General features: G+C 68.4%; 21 protein-coding genes and 2 pseudogenes. 10 read left to right on the plus strand and 13 right to left on the minus strand.

Annotated elements, in window-relative coordinates; all coding sequences use genetic code 11:
• Positions 1–68: 68 nt before the first annotated feature.
• Positions 69–1,229, plus strand: coding sequence for an acyl-CoA dehydrogenase family protein (locus AC5Y43_RS01370; RefSeq protein ID WP_499968529.1), 1,161 nt, complete (start codon positions 69–71; stop codon positions 1,227–1,229).
• 364 nt (positions 1,230–1,593) lie between these two features.
• Positions 1,594–3,843, plus strand: coding sequence for an LGFP repeat-containing protein (locus AC5Y43_RS01375; protein WP_499968531.1), 2,250 nt, complete (start codon positions 1,594–1,596; stop codon positions 3,841–3,843).
• A 12-nt stretch (positions 3,844–3,855) separates the two neighbouring features.
• Here AC5Y43_RS01375 and lexA read toward each other — a convergent pair whose 3' ends face one another.
• Positions 3,856–4,560 carry a transcriptional repressor LexA gene (gene lexA / locus AC5Y43_RS01380; protein ID WP_499968533.1) on the minus strand — a complete coding sequence of 235 codons (705 nt, stop codon included), beginning with the start codon at positions 4,558–4,560 and terminating at the stop codon, positions 3,856–3,858.
• A gap of 289 nt (positions 4,561–4,849) precedes the next feature.
• Here lexA and AC5Y43_RS01385 point away from each other — a divergent pair, with 289 nt between their 5' ends.
• The 3 genes from AC5Y43_RS01385 to AC5Y43_RS01395 all read left to right on the plus strand — a co-directional run bounded on the left by AC5Y43_RS01385 (position 4,850) and on the right by AC5Y43_RS01395 (position 6,423).
• Positions 4,850–5,347 (plus strand): LysM peptidoglycan-binding domain-containing protein, encoded by a 498-nt coding sequence (locus AC5Y43_RS01385; RefSeq protein ID WP_499968536.1) that lies wholly within the window; start codon positions 4,850–4,852, stop codon positions 5,345–5,347.
• Between the two features lie 90 nt (positions 5,348–5,437).
• Positions 5,438–5,902, plus strand: coding sequence for a transcriptional regulator NrdR (gene nrdR / locus AC5Y43_RS01390; protein WP_499968538.1), 465 nt, complete (start codon positions 5,438–5,440; stop codon positions 5,900–5,902).
• Between the two features lie 29 nt (positions 5,903–5,931).
• Positions 5,932–6,423 carry a peroxynitrite isomerase gene (locus tag AC5Y43_RS01395; RefSeq protein ID WP_499968540.1) on the plus strand — a complete coding sequence of 164 codons (492 nt, stop codon included), beginning with the start codon at positions 5,932–5,934 and terminating at the stop codon, positions 6,421–6,423.
• 34 nt (positions 6,424–6,457) lie between these two features.
• On the opposite strand, the pseudogene AC5Y43_RS01400 reads toward AC5Y43_RS01395, so the two are convergent.
• Positions 6,458–6,613 (minus strand): annotated as a pseudogene (locus AC5Y43_RS01400) (alpha/beta fold hydrolase); the annotation flags it as partial.
• A 46-nt stretch (positions 6,614–6,659) separates the two neighbouring features.
• Complete coding sequence (locus tag AC5Y43_RS01405) at positions 6,660–7,631, minus strand: proteasome assembly chaperone family protein (RefSeq protein ID WP_499968541.1); 972 nt, start codon at positions 7,629–7,631, stop codon at positions 6,660–6,662.
• Between the two features lie 153 nt (positions 7,632–7,784).
• On the opposite strand from AC5Y43_RS01405, the gene AC5Y43_RS01410 reads away from it, so the two are divergent.
• Positions 7,785–8,609 (plus strand): trypsin-like serine peptidase, encoded by an 825-nt coding sequence (locus AC5Y43_RS01410; protein ID WP_499968543.1) that lies wholly within the window; start codon positions 7,785–7,787, stop codon positions 8,607–8,609.
• Positions 8,610–8,612: 3 nt separating this feature from the next.
• Here the strand turns inward: AC5Y43_RS01410 and sthA are convergent, their stop codons facing one another.
• Positions 8,613–10,019 (minus strand): Si-specific NAD(P)(+) transhydrogenase, encoded by a 1,407-nt coding sequence (sthA, locus tag AC5Y43_RS01415; RefSeq protein ID WP_499969358.1) that lies wholly within the window; start codon positions 10,017–10,019, stop codon positions 8,613–8,615.
• 113 nt (positions 10,020–10,132) lie between these two features.
• On the opposite strand from sthA, the gene AC5Y43_RS01420 reads away from it, so the two are divergent.
• Positions 10,133–11,203, plus strand: a complete 1,071-nt coding sequence (locus AC5Y43_RS01420) for a DUF4192 domain-containing protein (protein WP_499968545.1) — start codon at positions 10,133–10,135, stop codon at positions 11,201–11,203.
• An 11-nt stretch (positions 11,204–11,214) separates the two neighbouring features.
• Here the strand turns inward: AC5Y43_RS01420 and AC5Y43_RS01425 are convergent, their stop codons facing one another.
• The 3 genes from AC5Y43_RS01425 to AC5Y43_RS01435 all read right to left on the minus strand — a co-directional run bounded on the left by AC5Y43_RS01425 (position 11,215) and on the right by AC5Y43_RS01435 (position 13,603).
• Positions 11,215–11,910 (minus strand): iron-dependent transcriptional repressor DtxR, encoded by a 696-nt coding sequence (locus AC5Y43_RS01425; RefSeq protein ID WP_499968547.1) that lies wholly within the window; start codon positions 11,908–11,910, stop codon positions 11,215–11,217.
• Between the two features lie 133 nt (positions 11,911–12,043).
• Positions 12,044–13,015 (minus strand): sigma-70 family RNA polymerase sigma factor SigB, encoded by a 972-nt coding sequence (gene sigB / locus AC5Y43_RS01430; RefSeq protein WP_499968549.1) that lies wholly within the window; start codon positions 13,013–13,015, stop codon positions 12,044–12,046.
• Positions 13,016–13,165: 150 nt separating this feature from the next.
• Entirely contained in the window at positions 13,166–13,603 is a 438-nt protein-coding gene (locus tag AC5Y43_RS01435) for a DUF3099 domain-containing protein (protein ID WP_499968551.1), read from the minus strand.
• A gap of 45 nt (positions 13,604–13,648) precedes the next feature.
• Here AC5Y43_RS01435 and AC5Y43_RS01440 point away from each other — a divergent pair, with 45 nt between their 5' ends.
• The gene (locus AC5Y43_RS01440; RefSeq protein ID WP_499968553.1) at positions 13,649–13,888 is read left to right on the plus strand and encodes a DUF3039 domain-containing protein; all 240 of its coding nucleotides are present in this window, start codon (positions 13,649–13,651) and stop codon (positions 13,886–13,888) included.
• On the opposite strand, the gene AC5Y43_RS01445 is transcribed toward AC5Y43_RS01440, so the two are convergent.
• The gene (locus AC5Y43_RS01445) at positions 13,889–14,839 is read right to left on the minus strand and encodes a YihY/virulence factor BrkB family protein (RefSeq protein ID WP_499968555.1); all 951 of its coding nucleotides are present in this window, start codon (positions 14,837–14,839) and stop codon (positions 13,889–13,891) included.
• Between the two features lie 64 nt (positions 14,840–14,903).
• Complete coding sequence (locus tag AC5Y43_RS01450; protein WP_499968557.1) at positions 14,904–15,089, minus strand: DUF7455 domain-containing protein; 186 nt, start codon at positions 15,087–15,089, stop codon at positions 14,904–14,906.
• Positions 15,090–15,211: 122 nt separating this feature from the next.
• Between AC5Y43_RS01450 and AC5Y43_RS01455 the strand changes: the two genes are divergently transcribed.
• Entirely contained in the window at positions 15,212–15,589 is a 378-nt protein-coding gene (locus AC5Y43_RS01455; protein ID WP_499968559.1) for a DUF952 domain-containing protein, read from the plus strand.
• On the opposite strand, the gene AC5Y43_RS01460 is transcribed toward AC5Y43_RS01455, so the two are convergent.
• From AC5Y43_RS01460 to AC5Y43_RS01475, 4 genes and pseudogenes are all read right to left on the minus strand, one after another.
• On the minus strand, positions 15,529–15,945 hold the full coding sequence (locus AC5Y43_RS01460) for a RidA family protein (protein ID WP_499968561.1): 417 nt from the start codon (positions 15,943–15,945) through the stop codon (positions 15,529–15,531). The genes AC5Y43_RS01455 and AC5Y43_RS01460 overlap by 61 nt on opposite strands.
• 137 nt (positions 15,946–16,082) lie before the next feature.
• A complete protein-coding gene (locus AC5Y43_RS01465) occupies positions 16,083–16,376 on the minus strand; it encodes a WhiB family transcriptional regulator (protein ID WP_499968563.1) in 294 nt (97 codons plus the stop codon).
• 269 nt (positions 16,377–16,645) lie between these two features.
• Positions 16,646–17,883 (minus strand): annotated as a pseudogene (arsB, locus tag AC5Y43_RS01470) (ACR3 family arsenite efflux transporter); the annotation flags it as partial.
• Positions 17,880–18,320 carry an ArsI/CadI family heavy metal resistance metalloenzyme gene (locus AC5Y43_RS01475; RefSeq protein WP_499968566.1) on the minus strand — a complete coding sequence of 147 codons (441 nt, stop codon included), beginning with the start codon at positions 18,318–18,320 and terminating at the stop codon, positions 17,880–17,882. The pseudogene arsB and the gene AC5Y43_RS01475, both read right to left, overlap by 4 nt.
• Positions 18,321–18,420: 100 nt before the next feature.
• On the opposite strand from AC5Y43_RS01475, the gene AC5Y43_RS01480 reads away from it, so the two are divergent.
• Entirely contained in the window at positions 18,421–18,807 is a 387-nt protein-coding gene (locus AC5Y43_RS01480; RefSeq protein ID WP_499968568.1) for an Rv2640c family ArsR-like transcriptional regulator, read from the plus strand.
• The last annotated feature ends 20 nt before the right edge of the window (positions 18,808–18,827 follow it).

The following is an 18,827-nucleotide window of genomic DNA, read 5'->3' on the forward strand; positions in this document are numbered from 1 at the left end:
GAATGCCGACCAACCGGCTGGTTGGTATATCTTGGGCGGCACAGTCCCGATCGCCGGAGGTCCCACGCATGAGCAGTGCCATCAAGTACGAGCGCACTCTTTTCGAGCCCGAGCACGAATTGTTCCGCGAGTCCTACCGCGGCTTCCTCGACCGCCACGTGGCGCCCTACCACGACGAGTGGGAGGAGGCCAAGATCGTCGACCGCGGCGTGTGGCTCGAGGCAGGCAAGCAGGGCTTCCTGGGCATGTCGGTGCCCGAGGAGTACGGCGGCGGCGGCAACCCCGACTTCCGGTACAACACGATCATCACCGAGGAGACCACCCGCGGCCGCTACAGCGGGATCGGGTTCGGCCTGCACAACGACATCGTGGCGCCCTACCTGCTGAACCTCGCGAACGACGAGCAAAAGCAGCGCTTGCTGCCCAAGTTCTGCACGGGCGAGCTGATCACCGCGATCGCGATGACCGAACCGGGAACCGGCAGCGACCTGCAGGGCATCAAGACGCGCGCGGTCAAGCAGGGCGACCACTACGTGCTCAACGGCTCAAAGACGTTCATCACCAACGGAATCAACTCCGACCTGGTGATCGTGGTGGCCCAGACCGACCCCGACAAGGGCGCGCAGGGCTTCAGCCTGCTCGTCGTCGAACGCGGCATGGAGGGCTTCGAACGCGGCCGCCACCTCGACAAGATCGGCCTGGACGCGCAGGACACCGCCGAGCTGTCGTTCACCGACGTGCATGTGCCGACCGAAAACCTGCTCGGTGAGGAGGGCATGGGGTTCATCTACCTCATGCAGAACCTGCCGCAGGAACGCATCGGCATCGCGATCATGGCGGCCGCCGCCATGGAGCAGGTGCTGGAGCAGACGCTGCAATACACCAAGGAGCGCAAGGCTTTTGGCAAGCCGATCGGCAGTTTCCAGAACAGCCGATTCGTGCTGGCCGAGCTGGCCACCGAGGCCACCGTGGTGCGCATGATGGTCGACGAGTTCATCCGCCTGCACCTGGACGGGAAGCTGACGGCCGAACAGGCCGCGATGGCCAAGTGGTATTCCACCGAGAAGCAGGTGCACCTGATCGACCGCTGCCTGCAGCTGCACGGCGGCTACGGCTACATGCGCGAATATCCCGTCGCGCGAGCCTATCTCGACGCCCGGGTGCAGACGATCTACGGCGGCACCACCGAGATCATGAAGGAAATCGTCGGCCGCAGCCTCGGCGTCTAGCAATCCGGTCAATTAATGAATGGCCTAAATGGTCATTTCGTCGGGCAGATCGCTGACCGGCTAACGGCTTCGCGTACCGTCGGCGCATGCGTTTCTCGTGTGGCGACAGCGCGGTCGCATGCGGAGGCCGGTCGCGGTTCGGGCGTAATCCTGCATCATTTCGACATCGGCCCGGTCACCGTTTCCGTAAATTTCGTAATTTGACTTCGCATTCCTCCCCGGCGCAGGCAAAGTTATGCGAGCCCGGCGACAATCCGGTTCGTAACGGGGATACTTCCTCGCGGTGGGGGTACGACCCGCGTGCGGGGCTTGCAGGTGCGGGCATGGCCAGTGATAGGGGGCTAACCCTCGGCTGGGAGGCTTGGTGAACGGGCAGAGACGTCGGATGCGCCGGCTGGTCGGGCGCGCTGTGATCGGCATGGCGACCACGGTGATGGCGGCCGCGCTGCTCGCGCCCACCGCATCGGCGTCCCCGATCGGCGATGCCGAGGCCGCCATGATGGCGGCCTGGGAGAAGGCCGGTGGCGACACGTCACCGCTGGGCGCCCGCAAGGGCGACGTCTATCCCGTCGCGGACGGGTTCGCGCTGGACTTCGACGGTGGCCGGATGTTCTTCACCACCGACACCGGGGCGAAATTCGTCTACGGGCCGATCCTGGACAAATACGAGTCGCTGGGCGGTCCGGCCGGCAGCGATCTGGGATTCCCCACCATCAACGAGGTCCCGGGCCTGGCGGGCCCCGATAGCCGCGTGGCCACCTTCTCCGCCGGCGACAAGCCGGTCATTTTCTGGACATCCGAGCACGGCGCGTTCGTCGTGCGCGGCGCGCTGAACACCGCATGGGACAAGCTGGGCAGCTCGGGCGGCGTGCTGGGCGCGCCGACGGGCGACGAGACCCACGACGGTGAGGTCGCGTCCCAGAAGTTCAGCGGCGGCGAGATCTCCTGGAACCGCACAACCAAGGAGTTCACCACCGCCCCGGCGGCGCTGGCCGATCAGCTCAAGGGTCTGCAGGTCACGATCGACCCGGCCGCGGCCATCAACGCGGCCTGGCGCGCGGCGGGCGGAGCCACCGGCCCGCTGGGTGCCAAGCAGGGCGGGCCGTATCCGATCGGCGGCGACGGCATCGCGCAGAACTTCGCCGGCGGCAAGGTGTTCTTCAACCCCGCCACCGGCGCGAACGCCCTGGAAAGCGACATCCTCGCCAAGTACGAGTCGCTGGGCGGCCCGGTCGGCAGCGACCTCGGCTTTCCCACGGCCAACGAGTCCGACGGGGGCCTCGGGCCCGCCAGCCGGATCGCCGCGTTCGCCGCCGCGGACAAGCCGGTGATCTTCTGGACCCACGACCACGGCGCGTTCGTCGTGCGCGGCGCGATGAAGGCCGCGTGGGACAAGCTGCGCGGTCCCGGCGGCAAACTGGGCGCCCCGGTCGGCGACCAGTCCGTGACGGGCGACGTGGTCTCGCAGCAGTTCAGCGGCGGCAAGATCTCGTGGGACCGGACGAAGAACGCGTTTTTCACCGAGCCGTCGAACCTGGCCCCCTTGCTGTCCGGTCTGCAGGTGTCCGGGCAGAACCAGCCGAGCACCGCGGCGATGCCCTCCCATGGCAAAAAGCTCGACTGGCACCGGTGGTGGCCGCTTGCCCTCATCCCGCTGGCGGTGCTGCTGGTGCTCGCGGCATTGGCGACCTGGTGGCGCCGTCGTCGCACTCCGCGTGCCGCCGCCGAAACCCCCGGCCACGAGCCCCAGCCCGAAACCGACGCCTACGAGCCGGCCGCCGACGGGCGCTGGAGCGCCGGCGACACTGCCCACAACGGCGATGCGACCACCGACCATTTCGTGCGCGGCGACCTCAACCCGCCCGAGCAGCAGCCACCGGCCGAGGCCCCGCCCGCCGCGCGGGTGAGCTGGAGCCGCGGCGGCGGCGAGGGGACCGCGGAGGAAGACCCCGACGCGGTGCAAACGGATTCCATCCCCGTCGTCTCGGCGGCCGCCTTGTCCGAGGCCGGCTACGCCGACGCTCCGGTGCAGGCCGAGCAGCAGGGCTATTCCGAGCCCCAGGACGCCGGCTACATCGACGCCGAGTATGAGGAGGCCGGCTACGACGACTACGCGGAACCCGGATATCCGGACGTCGCCGTTCCGCGCACCCGCCCCGAAGCCGCCTACCTCGCTGCCGACGAAGCCGACGGAGCCGACGAAGCCGCCGAAGCCGACGAAGCCGGCGGAGCCGGCGAACTCGGGGAGCCGGACGTCGCCTACGCCGCGGATGTCGTGGACGACGACATTCCCGCCGCCGTCGTCGACGAAGAACCCGACGTCCCGATCGCCCTGGGGTCCGAGGCGGAGCAGCGCGCGGGTCGGCACGCGGCTTTTGATGACGAGGAGCTGCCGGAGGTGGCCGGCGCCGCGCCGGTGGCCGGCGGGCGCCCGACCATCCACCTGCCGCTGAACGACCCGTACCAGGCGCCCGACGGATACCCGATCAAGGCCAGCGCCCGCTCCGGGCTGTACTACACCCCGGGCAGCGAGCTCTACCACGACACGCTGGCCGAACTCTGGCTGTCCAGCGAGCAAGTCGCGCAGGCCAACGGCTTCATCAAGGCCGACTGAGCCGGCCGCGCGTCAGACCTTGCGGATCACCGTGACGACCTTGCCGAGGACGGTCGCGTCGTTGCCGGGGATGGGGTCGAACGCCGGGTTGTGCGGCATCAGCCACACCTGACCGCCCGCGCGCTTGAACGTTTTGACGGTGGCCTCGCCGTCGATCATGGCCGCGACGATGTCGCCGTTGTCGGCGACGTGCTGCTGGCGCACCACCACCCAGTCGCCGTCGCAGATCGCGGCCTCGACCATCGAGTCGCCCACGACCTTGAGCAAAAACAGCGTGCCCTCGCCGACCAGCTCGCGCGGCAGCGGGAAGACGTCTTCGACGGCCTCCTCGGCGAGGATCGGCCCGCCCGCGGCGATGCGCCCGAGCACCGGGACGTAGCTGGGCTCGGGCAGGGCGTCGGAGCCGGCGACGTCGGTCACCGGCGCCCGCGCGGCCCCGGCGCTCTCGTCGGCGCCGCGCACGTCCACGGCGCGGGGGCGGTTCGCGTCGCGGCGCAGGTAGCCCTTGCGCTCCAGCGTGCGCAGCTGATGCGCCACCGAGGATGTCGACGTCAGACCCACGGCGTCGCCGATTTCCCGGATGCTCGGCGGGTAGCCGCGCGTGGTGACCGACTCGCGGATGACGTTCAAGATGGTGCGCTGCCGTTCGGTCAGCGCGGAGTCCACGGATTGCAACCGGCCGTCCGCGGTTGATGGCGTGTCGTTGCTGTCGTCCATGCACTGAATGTAGCCGCGCCGCGGCAAAGAATCAAACATGTGTTCGACTGGTGTGTCGGGCCCGGCCGCGGGGGGAATAACAAGTGTGTAACTTTCGCGCGGATCGGGTATTTGGGCGCCATGACCGTGATGTACGGGGCGCGCACCCACCCAGCCGTCGGGAACTTGTCGGTGGGGGCGTCTAGCGTTTGGCTCGTGCGACACGCTTCGCTCAAATGTTCGGGTTTCGAACACACGAGCGACTATTGTCGAACACACGAGCGAGAACGAGTTGACCGGAGGAACGCAGATGACCATCATCCACGCAGTCTCGCCGCGCACCAGTAGCGTCCGCCGCCCGGTCAACGGGCCGGCGCAGGGGCCTCGTGCCGGCCACCGTGCTGGTCCGGCCCGCACCCGCAGGCCCGGGCCGTCCCGGCCGGCGGGTGCGCCCACGCGCTACTACGGCACCGGCGTCGCGATGTCGGTAATCCCGCACCGCAGGCGTCCCGTCACGGTGCTCACGACGCTGGGCCTGGCGCTGGTCGCCGGGATCGTCACCGTGTGGCTCGGCCTGATGGCCAACCTGGGCCAGGCCGCCAACGACGCCGCGGGCGCGGGCGCCGCCGCGGTGCCCGACCGGCTCGCCGTCGTGCGGGTCGAACCGGGGGAGTCCCTGCAGGATGTCGCGCACCGGGTGGCCCCGGACGCGCCGGCACGCCAGGTCGCCGAGCGCATCCGCGAGCTCAACGATCTCAACTCGCCGGCGCTGGCCGCGGGCCAGACGCTGATCGCGCCGGTGGGCTGACCGCGCGGGAGCGCGCGGGTACGCTTTCAACGTCTTTCGAAGTTCTGGGGTTCTGCATCCCTGGCAGGTGAGCACGGCGAAGGAGCGGTCATGCACTGTCCGTTCTGCCGCCACCCCGACTCCCGGGTGATCGACTCACGGGAAACCGATGAGGGGCAGGCCATTCGGCGCCGCCGGTCGTGCCCCGAGTGTGGCCGGCGCTTCACCACCGTCGAAACCGCGGTCCTGGCGGTGGTCAAACGCAGCGGTGTCACCGAGCCGTTCAGCCGGGAGAAGGTCATCAGCGGCGTCCGCCGGGCGTGCCAGGGCCGCCAGGTCGACGACGACGCGCTGAACCTGCTCGCCCAGCAAGTGGAAGACACAGTGCGGGCCGCCGGGTCGCCCGAGATCCCCAGCCACGAGGTCGGTCTGGCCATCCTGGGTCCGCTGCGCGACCTCGACGAGGTGGCCTACCTGCGGTTCGCCTCGGTTTACCGGTCGTTCGAGTCGGCGGAGGACTTCGAGCGGGAGATCGAGACGCTGCGCGCGCACCGCGACGTGTCGGCTCCCGGCTGACGGGGCCGCCCACTCGCTAGGCTGTTTTCATGCCGCCCGACTTGCATCCCGATCTCGAAGCACTGGCGCCGTTGCTGGGGACGTGGGGCGGTGAGGGCTCGGGCAAGTACCCGACGATCGAGCCCTTCGAGTACGTCGAGGAAGTCACCTTCGCCCACGTGGGCAAGCCGTTTCTGGCCTACACCCAGAAGACCAAGGCGGCCGCCGACGGCAAGCCGCTGCACGCCGAGGCGGGATACCTGCGGGTGCCGCGGCCCGGGCAGCTCGAGTGGGTTCTGGTCCATCCGAGCGGCATCACCGAGATCGAGGTGGGCACGTATTCGGTGGACGACGGCGTCATCGAGGTGGAGCTGTCGACGAGCGCCGGCGGCACGATCGGGCTGGCCCCCAGCGCCAAAGAGGTTACCGCGCTTGGGCGTTCGTTGCGCCTCGACGGCGACGAGCTGTCCTACTCGGTGGACATGGGTGCCGTCGGGCAGCCGCTGCAAAACCATCTCACGGCGGTGTTGCACCGGCGCTGAGCGCGACGAAAGTCGTTGCCCCGCTGAGAGATCAGATGGCGCTGCCGACGACGGTCACCCGCTCGACGTCGAGCACGGACAGCAGGTCGCGCATCCCGTTGGCGTAGGCGGCCACCTAGTAGTCGGCGCGTGGTTTGTCGGACTTCCCGTGCCCCAGCAGGTCCGGCGCGATGACCGTGAATCTGGGCGCCGTGACCTCGCGCACCGGGCGAAGGTTGCTCCTGCGCTTGGTCGATTCAGGCCCGGTCGTCGTCGTCGGGCTTCTTCTCCGCCTGTTGGGCGAGGAAGCGCTCGAACTCGGCGCCAAGCTCGTCGCCGCTGGGCAGATCCCCGTCGCGAGTCAGTAACGACCTGTTCTCCTGAGCGTCGATGAAGGCATCGTACTGACGCTCCAGCGCCGCGACCACTTGGGCCACCTCCGCGCTGGACTGGACCTGCTCGTCGACCTTGGCCCGGATCTCCGCAGCGGCGTCGGTCAGCGCCGACAGCGGCAGCTCCAGCGATCCGCTCTTGGCCACCTGCTCGAGCAGCGCCTGGGCGGCGGCCGGGTAGTCGGTCTGCGTCAGGTAGTGCGGGACGTGCACGGTGAAGCCGACGACCTCGTGGCCGTGCTGGGCCATCCGGTATTCCAGCAGGTTGGACGCGCTGCCGGGAACCTGGATCTCCGAGATCCAGGGCTGGAAGTCGGCGATCAGCTCCTTGTTGTTGGAATGCGCCGTCAGCGTGATCGGCCGCGTGTGCGGCACCGCCATCGGGACGGTGCCCAGGCCGATAGTGCGCCGCACGCCCAACCGCTCGGCGAGCAGGCGCACGGCGGTGACGAAACGCTCCCACTTGAGGTCCGGCTCCATGCCCGCCAGCAGCAGAAACGGGTTGCCGGCGCTGTCGCGCAGGGCGTAGAGGGTCAGCTCTGGGTCGTCGTAGTTGGTGAAGTGGTCGGTCTTGAAGGTCATCAACGGCCGCCGCGAGCGGTAGTCCAGCAATTCGTCGATCGCGAAGGATGCGACCAGCTCGGTGTCCAGGGCGGCCCGCAGGTGCGCGGCGGCCAGGCGAATCGCATGACCGGCGTCGGAGAACCCCTCCAGGGCGTGCACCAGCACCGGGCCGCGGCCGTCGGCCGTCGACAACTGGGGCGCCGGGAACTCCAGCTCGTACATCCCGGGCTGCCCTGGCTGGTAGTCGTCATCCGGGCTTTGATGGCGGGCCATCGGGGTTTCCTCCTCTTCGGGAACCTCTCCAGGGTGCCCTACCCAGTGTCGCCCGAATCGGCGGGCACCCCTATGAAACAGCAAACCTTCGCGCGCACGGCGGCCGGCCGGGTTTCTGCCGGGCGCCCCGCGGTCGGGCATGATGGACACGAAATGCGCATACTGATGCTGTTGCTGTGCTCGGGGGTCGGCCTGGCGACGTTGCTGACGTCGTGCACCCGGCCCGCCGACCCTGCGGCGCGCCCCGTCGTCACCACGCCGGTGGCCACCAAGCCCGTGCAGCGTCTCAGCCAGCCCCAGCAGACCGCGGTCGCCGCCCCGGTCGACCCCGACCGGCGCGTCGGCGCCATCTTCATCAACGACGGCCCGCTGCACGTCTGCACGGGCTCGGTGGTGCACTCGGCGACCGGGAATCTCGTGATGACCGCGGCGCACTGCCTGGCCGGGGCCGCCAAGCTGATCTTCGTCCCGGGTTTCGCCGGCGACGCCCCGCCCGCCCCGGCCGACACGTGGAAGGCCGACGCGGTCTACCTCGACCCGCGCTGGACCGCCGCCAAGGACCCGCGCGCGGACTATGCGATCGTCCGGGTCAGCAACGACGCCGGCGTGGCGGTCGAGTCGCGCGTCGGGCTGGCGTTGACCCTGGGCACCGCGCCGCCGCCGGGCACCCACGTCACGGTCCTGGGCTATCCGGCGGGCGTCGGCGGCGCACCGATCGGCTGCCAGGCCAACACCGCTGAAAACGACAGCGGGTTTCCGGCGTTCCCGTGCGAGGGGCTGGTCGACGGCACCAGCGGCGCGCCCTGGGTCAGCGGCACCACCCTCACCGGCCTGATCGGCGGTTTCCAGCGTGGCGGGTGCGCCGCGGACGTGTCGTACTCCGCCCCGTTCGACGCGCAGACCGCGCAGTTGCTGGCCCGCGCCGAGGCCGGCGGCCCCGGCGACCCGGTGCCCAACGACCTCGACGACAGCTGCTGACCCTCAGCGCCGGAACTGGCTGAGCGCCCGCATCTTGTTGGTCACGTCCAGCGCGGCAACCTTGTAGGCCTCCGAGAACGTCGGGTAGTTGAACACCGCGTCGACCAGGTAGTCGATGGTGCCGCCGCAGCCCATCACGGCCTGCCCGATGTGCACCATCTCGGTGGCGCTGGTCCCGAAGATGTGCACCCCGAGCAGCCTGCGGTCGTCGGTGGACACCAACAGCTTGAGCATGCCGTAGGAGTCGCCGGCGATCTGGCCGCGGGCCAACTCCTTGTAGCGGGCGACGCCCACCTCGTAGGGGACCGAGTCCTTGGTCAGCTCCACCTCGGTGGCCCCGACGTAGGAGATCTCGGGGATCGAATAGATGCCGATCGGCTGCAGGTCGGTGATGCCGTCGGTCGGCTCGCCGAACGCGTGGTAGGCGGCCAGCCGGCCCTGTTCCATCGACGTCGCGGCCAGCGCCGGGAACCCGATGACGTCGCCGACGGCGTAGATGTGCTCCACCTTGGTCTGGAACGTCCCGTCGACCCAGATCCGCCCGCGGCCCTCGACCTCGAGCCCGGCGTTGTGCAGGTCGAGGTGATCGGTCTGGCCCTGGCGTCCCGCGGAGTACATGACCGTCTCGGCGGGGATCTGCTTGCCGCTGGCCAGGGTGGTGACGGTGCCCGCGGCCCCGACGTCGACGGCGGTCACCTCCTCGCCGAAGCGGAATGTCACCGCCAGGTCGCGCAGGTGGAACTTGAGCGCTTCGACCACCTCGGGGTCGCAGAAGTCCAGCATGTCGTCGCGCTTTTCCACCACGGTGACCTTGGTGCCCAGCGCGGCGAACATCGACGCGTACTCGATGCCGATCACGCCGGCGCCGACGACGACCATCGACGCCGGCAGCGACTTGAGGTCGAGGATGCCGTCGGAGTCGAGCACCCGTTCCTCGTCGAACTCGACCCCGGACGGCCGCGCCGGCCTGGTGCCGGTGGCGATGACGATGTATTCGCCGCTCACCGTGGTCATCTCGCGGCGCCCCGGGTCCTCGACGACGATGGTGTGCGGGTCGACGAACCGGCCGTGGCCCACCAGCAGGTCGATCCGGTTGCGCATCAACTGGTTGCGCACCACGTCGATCTCCTTGCCGATCACGTGCTGGGTGCGCGCCAGCAGGTCGGCGGGGGTGATCCGGTCCTTTACGCGGTAACTCGCACCGTACAGCTCGCGCTGGGTCATGCCGGTGAGGTAAAGGACGGCCTCGCGCAACGTCTTTGACGGGATCGTGCCGGTGTTGACGCAGACGCCGCCGAGCATCCGGCCGCGTTCGACGATCGCCACGGACTTGCCCAGCTTGGCCGACGCGATCGCGGCCTTCTGGCCCCCCGGCCCCGAACCGATGACGACGATGTCGTACTCCTGCATCGAACCCATGGATAGACGATACGGCCCACAGTCGGGACTTTCTCCACAGGCGAGTGGCCGGATGTCGTTGCGTGAGCACGACTCGACGGTGCCTGCCGTCAGCGTTGGTGCCCATGACGAACCAACGACCTGAGCATCACGCAGATTTCGAACTCAACCGCCCCGGGACGCTGATCGCGGCGCTGCCCGCCGTTCTCGGTTTCGTTCCGGAGAATTCGTTGGTAGTGGTGTCCGTGGACGACGGCGAAATGGGCGCGGTGTTGCGGGTGGACCTGTCCGAGAAGCTGGTGCACGGGGTCGGCAAACTCGCCGAACTCGCCGCCGCCGCCGCGCCGCAGGCCGCGATCGCGGTGATCGTCGACGACAAGGGCGCCCCCTGCCCGGGATGCAACGACGAGCACCGGCAGTTGTGCGAAGCGCTCGCAGAGGCGTTGTCGCACTACGACATTGAGCTGTGGGCCGCGCACGCCGTGGATCGGGTGGCCCCGGGCGGGCGGTGGCATTGCGTGGACGGCTGCGGGGCGGGCGGCACGATCGACGACCCCTCGGCCTCGCCGCTGGCCGCCGCGGCGGTGTTCGACGGGCGGCGGCTCTACCGTCGTCGCGCCGACCTGCAGGCCGTCATCGCCGTCGAGGACCCGGACCGCAGCGCGGGGCTGGCGGGCGTGCTGCGGCGGCAGGTCGCCAAGCGGGAACTGGCGCATCGCTCCGACCCCATTGGGTGCGAGCGCCGCGACGTGAAGGCCGCGATGGCCGCCGCCGCCCGCCTCGCCGGCGGCGCGACGCTGTCCGCCGCCGAGCTCGCGGCCCTGGGCTGCGCGCTCACCGATGTGCAGGTGCGCGACACGCTGTACGCCCTGGCGGTCGGCGAATCGGCGGACGAGGCCGAGTCGCTGTGGGCGCTGCTGGCGCGCACCCTGCCCGAGCCGTGGCGGGTCGAGCCCCTGGTGTTGTTGGCTTTCAGCGCCTACGCCCGCGGCGACGGCCCGCTGGCGGGGGTGTCCCTGGAGGCGGCGCTGCGCGGCGACCCCGGCCATCGGATGGCGGGCATGCTGGACCAGGCGCTGCAGTCCGGCATCCGCCCGGAGCGCATTCGGGACCTGGCGGTCAGCGGCTACCGGCTGGCCAAGCGGCTGGGAGTGCGGCTACCGCCGCGGCGCGACTTCGGCCGGCGCGCGGGCTGACCGGCTGGGCCTCAGACCTTTTCGACCTTGACGGCGTGCGCCATCTCGTGGGGAAGGGTGACGTTCTCGTGGCCCGGGATGAGGATGGTGACCCCGCCGCCGGCGGGGCTGGTCTCGACGGTCACCCGGGCGTTGGGAACCACCCCGGCGTCCTTGAGTCGGGTGATCAGGTCGATGTCGCCCTGGACGTGTTCGGTGAGCTGGCGCACCACCACCGCGACCGGCGACCCGGCCGGCAACTCGGTCAGCCGGACCAGGTTGACGTCGTCGGCGCCGGACTCCGGGCCCACGCCGAGGTCCAAAAGACCCGGGATCGGGTTGCCGAAGGGCGATGTCGTCGGGTGGTTGAGCACCTTGATCAGCCGCCGCTCCACGTCCTCGCTCATCACGTGCTCCCACCGGCATGCCTCGGCGTGCACCTCTTCCCAGGGCACCCCGATGACGTCGACGAGCAACCGCTCGGCGAGGCGGTGCTTGCGCATCACGGCGATCGCGAGCGTCCGGCCCTTGTCGGTGAGTTCCAGATGGCGGTCGCCGGCCACGTGGAGCAGGCCGTCCCGCTCCATCCGCGACACGGTCTGGCTGACGGTCGGGCCACTCTGCTCGAGACGTTCGGCGATACGGGCACGCAGCGGCGTCACGCCCTCTTCCTCGAGGTCGTAGATGGTCCGCAGGTACATCTCGGTGGTATCAACCAGCTCGTTCATCCAGCACCCTCCATTGACGCTGAGTCTACTTGGCCAGCTGCGCGAATGGGTGTAACGGTTCCCAGGCATGCAGTATGCCCGCCGCAGTCGCGGCGGGCATACCGTCTTGTTACCTGGCTCTAGTTGACGGGCCTCAGCTGGCGTACGAGCGCAGCCGATCGGCCCGCTCGCCGTGGCGCAGCTTGGACATCACGTCCCGCTCGATCTGGCGGACCCGCTCGCGGGACAGGCCGAACAGCTTGCCGATCTGATCGAGGGTGCGCGGCTGGCCGTCGTCGAGCCCGAAGCGCAGCCGGATCACCTGGTGCTCACGCTCGTCGAGAGTGGCCAGCACACTGCGGATGTCGGTGTGCAGCAACTCAGCGATCACCGCGTTCTCCGCCGACATCGCCTCGGCGTCCTCGATGAAGTCACCCAGCGGCGCTTCTTCCTCCGACCCGACGGGCATGTCCAGGCTCACCGGGTCGCGGCTGTGCTCGAGCAGGTCGTTGATCTTCTCGACCGGGATGCCGGACTCGGTGGCCAGCTCCTCGTCGGTGGCTTCGCGCCCCAGGTTCTGGTGCATCTCCCGCTTGATCCGGGCCAGTTTGTTGACCTGCTCGACCAGGTGGACCGGCAGCCGGATGGTGCGGCTCTGGTCGGCCATGCCGCGGGTGATGGCCTGACGGATCCACCAGGTGGCGTAGGTCGAAAACTTGAATCCCTTTGTGTAGTCGAACTTCTCCATCGCGCGGATCAAACCGAGGTTGCCCTCCTGGATGAGATCCAGCAGCGGCATCCCGCGACCCGTGTAGCGCTTGGCCAGCGACACCACCAGGCGCAGGTTGGCCTCCAGCAGGTGGCGGCGCGCCGCCTGCCCATCGCGCACGACGGCCTGCAAATCGCGTTTGCGGTTCTCCCCGAGGCGTTTCCGCGTCGCCAGCAGATGCTCGGCATACAGTCCGGCTTCGATGCGCTTGGCCAGTTCGACTTCGCCCGCCGCGTTGAGCAGCGCCGTCTTGCCAATGCCATTGAGATATACGCGCACGAGGTCCGCTGCCGGGCTTTGGGCGTCTAGATCGCCGTCAAACCTGCTTGTGCTGGCCCTTGTGGTCGAGTCGGCCATGGCGCCCCTCCCGATCGGCTTTGTACTGTCATGTCGTTCAACGACGAATTCGACGGTTGAGTTCCCGCCCCTCGGCGATCTCACACGCCTTGACGTGCACAAATGTGCCGACGACCTGAGAATGTCCTGAGAAGAGCGGCGAGCGGGCGGTTACCGGGAACCGTCGTCGAGGTGGTCACGGCTTTGCGGGCCGGTCGGCGGTTGTGCGAGTCGCGGGGACTCCAGCGCCGGCTGCACGGCCCGCGGGAACAGCGGGGTGCGTTGCCGGGCGGCGTCGAAGCGGCGGGGCTCGTCGGAGCGGCGGGGCGGCCGGTCGTTGGCGATCAGCACGGCCATCCAGGGCAGCGGCACCGAGGCGGCCACGATCAGCAGCGAGATCAGGCCGTTGTGCCAGGCGCCATACGCGAGGGCGGCCAGGATCAGCGCCGGAACCCGAAACGCCATCAGGGTCAGGTACTTACGCACCCGGGCGCGATGCTCCTCCTCGTACGAGGGGGCGGCATTGGTGATCAGGACGGGGCGGCTGGTGTCGTCGAATCCGTCGAGCCCGGGCTCTTCGCCGCGCTTCATATCTCCACTGTCCCACACGGAATCGATTCCGGTACGGGCGAGTCAGGGGGCACAATGTCAGGCATGCAGACGCAGACGATCGAACGCACCGACACCGACGAACGCGTCGACGACGGGACCGGCAGCGATACCCCCAAGTACTTCCACTACGTCAAGAAGGACAAGATCGCCGAGAGCGCCGTGATGGGCAGCCACGTGGTGGCGTTGTGCGGCGAGGTGTTTCCCGTCACCCGTGCGGCGAAACCGGGCTCGCCGGTCTGTCCGGAGTGCAAGCGGATCTACGAGCACCTCAAGAGGGACTGATCAGGCTGGCGGTTCCGCGGCCGGCACCGCGGCCCGCCTGCGGGAGGTGTGCGCCAGCACCCAGTTGCGCAGCCGATGGGCGTGCGTCTTGGGGGCGGGAAATTCCTCCTGGATGGCAGCGTTGAGTTCGGCGCCGATCATGATCGCGAACCCCGCGAAGAACGCGAACAACAGGAACGCGATCGGGGTCGCCAGCGCGCCGTAGGTGTAGCCGGTGCTGGTAATCCAGCGCAGATAGAACCTCAGGCCCAGCGTGGCGATCACGAAAACCGCCGTCGCCAGCACCGCGCCGAAGATCAGCCGGTGCGACGGCAGCGGCACCGGCAGCGCCACCCGGTAGAGGATCATCACCCCGAGCATCAGGACGAGGATCAGCGCCGGGTAGTACCCGTAGCGCAGCACGTTGGACAGCCCGAGCGGGATGTGTTCGCCGATCTTGCGCGGCCCCACCACCACCAGCGGCGCGGTCGCGACCACGACGATCAGGCCCACCATGTATAGGAACAGCGCGAAGAACCGCTGCCGGACGGGGTGGCGCAGCGGGGTCTGGTCATGGGCCTCGACGACGGAATCGACGAACGCCGAGATCGCCGACGACCCCGCCCACAGCGAGATCAGGAAACCCAGCGACACCACCTCGCCGCGGGCGTGGCTGGCGATGTCGCTGATGGTGGGTTCGATGATCTCGTTGACGACGCTGGGGGAGAACACGCTGTGGGCCGTCGAAATCACCTGGTGCTGAATGCTGGGCAGCATGTCGGGGCCGAACAGCGGCGCCACGTAGGCCAGGACGCCCAGCATCCCCAGCAGCAGCGGCGGCAGCGAGAGCGCCGACCAGAACCCGGCCTGGGCCGACTCGGAGAAGATCGAGTCGTCCCAGCTTTTCGACAGGGTCCTCAGGCTGATTCGCCAGATGTGGTGGCGGGACGGCTTTGCGACCTGATCGCTCATACCCGTCCAGCATTACCGATGACTGCCCACACCGCCCACATTGGGAACGGGTGAGTTCGAACGGCTAGCTGCTGCTGAGCTCCAGCACGGCGTCCAGCTCGGACAGCTTCGCCTCGTGCTGGTTGGCGTGGTGCTGGCAGAAGAGAAGTTCAAGTCCAGAGGGCAGCGTGGCACGGACACGAGCGGCGGCACCGCAGCGATCGCAGCGGTCCGCTCTGGTGAGCTCGGGACTGGTCAGCGTTGCGTTCATGGCATCTCCGTTCTCGTACATTCACTCTCTCAGACGAATGGGGTTTTCGCCTTGTTCCCCGATCGTTCTCGGGTGTGTCGTTTCTCACCGGTTGCTCAGGTTTAACCGGTGCGCCTTTTAAGGTGGCCGACGTGGCCTCTGACCCCGGCGTTTTGGTGCACCTGTGCGGGCGAGGGGAGTGGTCACGCGCCCGCGCCCGCGGTGGGATCGAACCGGCCGCCGGGGTCGGGTTTGTTCACCTGTCAACGCCCGAGCAGGTGCACCTTCCCGCTAACCGGCTCTACCGCGGCCGCGACGACCTCGTCCTGCTGTGCGTCGACCCGGCCCTGCTGGACGCGCCGGTGCGCTGGGAGCCGGGGGTTCCAACGGATCCCGAGGCGATGCTGTTCCCGCACCTGTACGGCCCGCTGCCGGCGCGCGCCGTGATCCGGGTCACCGCCTACCCGCCGGGGCCCGACGGCACCTTCCCGCCGCTCGCGTCGCCGGACTCCGGCACATAGGCGTCGGCCTCGATCTCCACCAGCAGCTCGGGCGCGATCAGCGCGGAGACCTCGACCATCGTGGCGACCGGGCGGATCTCGCCGAACACCTCCGCGTGCACGGCGCCGACCTCGCGCCAGTGGGAGATGTCGATGACGTAGATGCGGGTGCGGACCACGTCGGTGAGCGCGGCGCCGGCCTCTCGGAGCGCGATCGCGATGCGGCGCAAGGCATCCCGGGTCTGCGTTGCGACGTCGGGCCCGGTGCCGGTCGTCCCGGCCACCGCCACGAGCGGGCCGGTGCGCACCGCGCGCGAATACCCGACCGCCGATTCGAATTCCGATCCGGAGGAGACGTTTGTGCGGATGGCTGACATTCGGTCACGGTACGACGGCGAACTCGCCTGGTGCAGCCCAATTCTTCCGAGGCGGCTTGCGCACCACCAGGCCGACAGGCTGTAACAATTCCGTAATGAGGAACCCGAAGGGCTCGGCCGGTGTCGCCGACCCCGTGTTATCCGACCGAGCGGATGTGGCGCGTCTCGAAAAACTCTGCCCAGGAAACGATTTCGGGGTGCTCTTTGAGCAATCGCCTGCGGTGCCGCTCGGTCATGCCACCCCAGACGCCGTACTCTACCTTGTTATCGAGAGCGTCCGCCGCGCACTGCTGCATCACGGGGCAGTGACGGCAGATGGCCGCGGCCTGGCGCTGTGCGGCCCCCCGCACAAACAGGTCGTCGGGATCGGTTTCCCTGCAGAGTGCCTTCGAGACCCAAGCGCGATCGCCCTCGGGCGCGTCGCTGGTCACGGGCACAAGACGTATTCCTGGCAACGAGCCGACCTTTCGTCTCCGGCCGCAAGGCTTGCGACCATCCCCCATGCTGGGATGTGCGCCACATCGTGCCCGCCCGTGTGACCTGAATCCCCCTGCCGTCAAAGTTAGCGGGTCGGTATCGATCCCGCAACGGTTTTCTGGCACATTCGTACCTTTTTTGAAAAGCGCGTGGAACCGTGCGCGGAAAGCGCCGAGCTTGTCGCCGTCGCACAAAGAACTGGCGAGTGGGGCGGGCGATGTCGGATGCCGAGTTCAGCCATCGCTCTGGATGGCGCCGGGATCACGTGGCCAGCGGGCTCGATTTCCGCGGGGAACGTACTTCGATGCGTTCACCGGCGGAGCGAGGGGCCCGCGTTGTGCACGCAGACGAGCAGGACGCTTGGTTTGCGGCTCATCGGTGGACTTTGCTTGATGACCTCCGCAGGAGGCGCGGGCGAAGCGCCAGGGAGACGTAGACCAGTGCGACGAGCACGGGCACCTCGATCAGCGGCCCCACCACGCCGGCCAGCGCTTGTCCGGATGCGGCGCCATAGGTGGCAATCGCCACCGCGATGGCCAGCTCGAAGTTGTTGCCCGCGGCGGTGAACGCCAGCGTGGTGGTGCGCTCATAGCCCAGACCGAGCACGGTGCCCATCAGGTAGCCGGCGCCCCACATGATCGCGAAGTAGGCCAAAAGTGGCAGCGCGATCCGCGCGACATCCCAAGGCCGGGTGGTGATTTGGTGGCCCTGTAGGGCGAACAGGATCACGATGGTGAACAGCAACCCGTAGAGCGCCCACGGTCCGGCCTTCGATAGGAACCGGTTCTCGTACCAGTCGCGGCCCTTTGCGCGTTCGCCGATCCGGCGCGACAGGTAACCCAGGACCAGGGGCGCGCCGAGGAAGATCAGCACCGACTTGGCGATCTGCCACGGCGAGACGCTGATTGAACTTTGATCCAGGCCGAGCCGGCCGGGCAGGACCGACAGGTAGAACCAGCCGAGCGTGGCGAACATGATCACCTGGAAGACCGAGTTGAGTGCGACCAGCACGGCGGCGGCTTCCCGGTCGCCGCACGCGAGGTCGTTCCAGATGATGACCATCGCGATGCACCGCGCGAGGCCGACGATGATCAGGCCGGTGCGGTACTCGGGCAGGTCGGGCAGCAGCAGCCACGCGAGCGCGAACATCAGCGCCGGGCCGATCACCCAATTGAGCATCAGCGACGCAGCCATGAGCTTGCGGTCGCCGGTCACGGTGCCGAGCCGGTCATAGCGGACCCTGGCCAGCACGGGATACATCATCACCAGCAGCCCGATGGCGATCGGCAGGCTGATGCCGTCGAGCTGGACCGCGCTCAGTCCCCGGTCGAGACCGGGGACTGAGCGGCCCAGCAGCAGCCCGCTGACCATCGCGGCGCCGATCCACAGCGGGAGGAATCGGTCGAGCTCGGACAGCTTGCCGACGACGGGGGTGTGGTCGGCGACAGCCGGTTGGCTCATCCGGCGTTCGTGCCGCAGTTGCACGCGCAGGCTTCGGCTTCCCCGGGAGCGGGCTCAGATGCGCCGAATGTCTCGGCATCGGCCAGCTTGGTGTAGACCTCCCACTTCTCGTCGTCCGGGGCGGTGACCCACACCTTGTCTTGGGTGGCATAGCAGCAGGTGGTGTTCATCTCCTCCGCAGTGAACAGGCCGGCTCCGCTCAGGCGGGCGATCTCCGCGCGCACCGTCTCGCTGGAGTCGACCTCGACGCCGAGGTGATTGAGCGAGCCACCCTTGCCGGGGTTCTCGATGAGGACCAGCTTGAGGGGTGGTTCAGCCACAGCGAAGTTGGCGTAGCCGACCTTGCGTTTGGCTGGCTCGGTGTTGAACAGCTTGGAGTAGAAGGTGATTGCCTCATCGAGATCATCGACGTTGAGAGCCAATTGAACGCGAGACATGTCGGCGAACCTCCGAGTTGTGAGACATATATCGAACTAGTGACGCGGCCCAGCATGCCACCTTTTCGATATATGTCAATCTTTGTGGCAGGATGGGGTAATGCCGAAAGCGTTGCCGGTGATCGACACGAGTGGGCCGGTCTGTTGCGCCCCGGTGGCCTCAGGTCCGATGAGCGACGAGGACGCGTTGCAGATCGCGTTGCGGCTCAAGGCCCTGGCAGATCCGGCCCGGGTCAAGATCGTGTCGTATCTGTTCAGTTCCTCCTCAGGCGAGGAGATCTCAGGTGAGCTCGCAGCGGCGTTGGGGCTTAGCGAATCCACGGTCAGCCATCACCTGAACCAGCTGCGTAAGGCAGGGCTGATAGCTTCGGATCGGCGCGGGATGAATGTGTTTCACCGGGTCCGTCCGGATGCGTTGCAGGCTTTGTGCACCGCTCTGGACCCAAACTGTTGCTCCTGGCACGACGCCGGTGCTGGGGCGCGTTAAACACCGGCCAGAAAGAGGTG

This window comes from Mycobacterium sp. NGS57, from assembly GCF_059812405.1.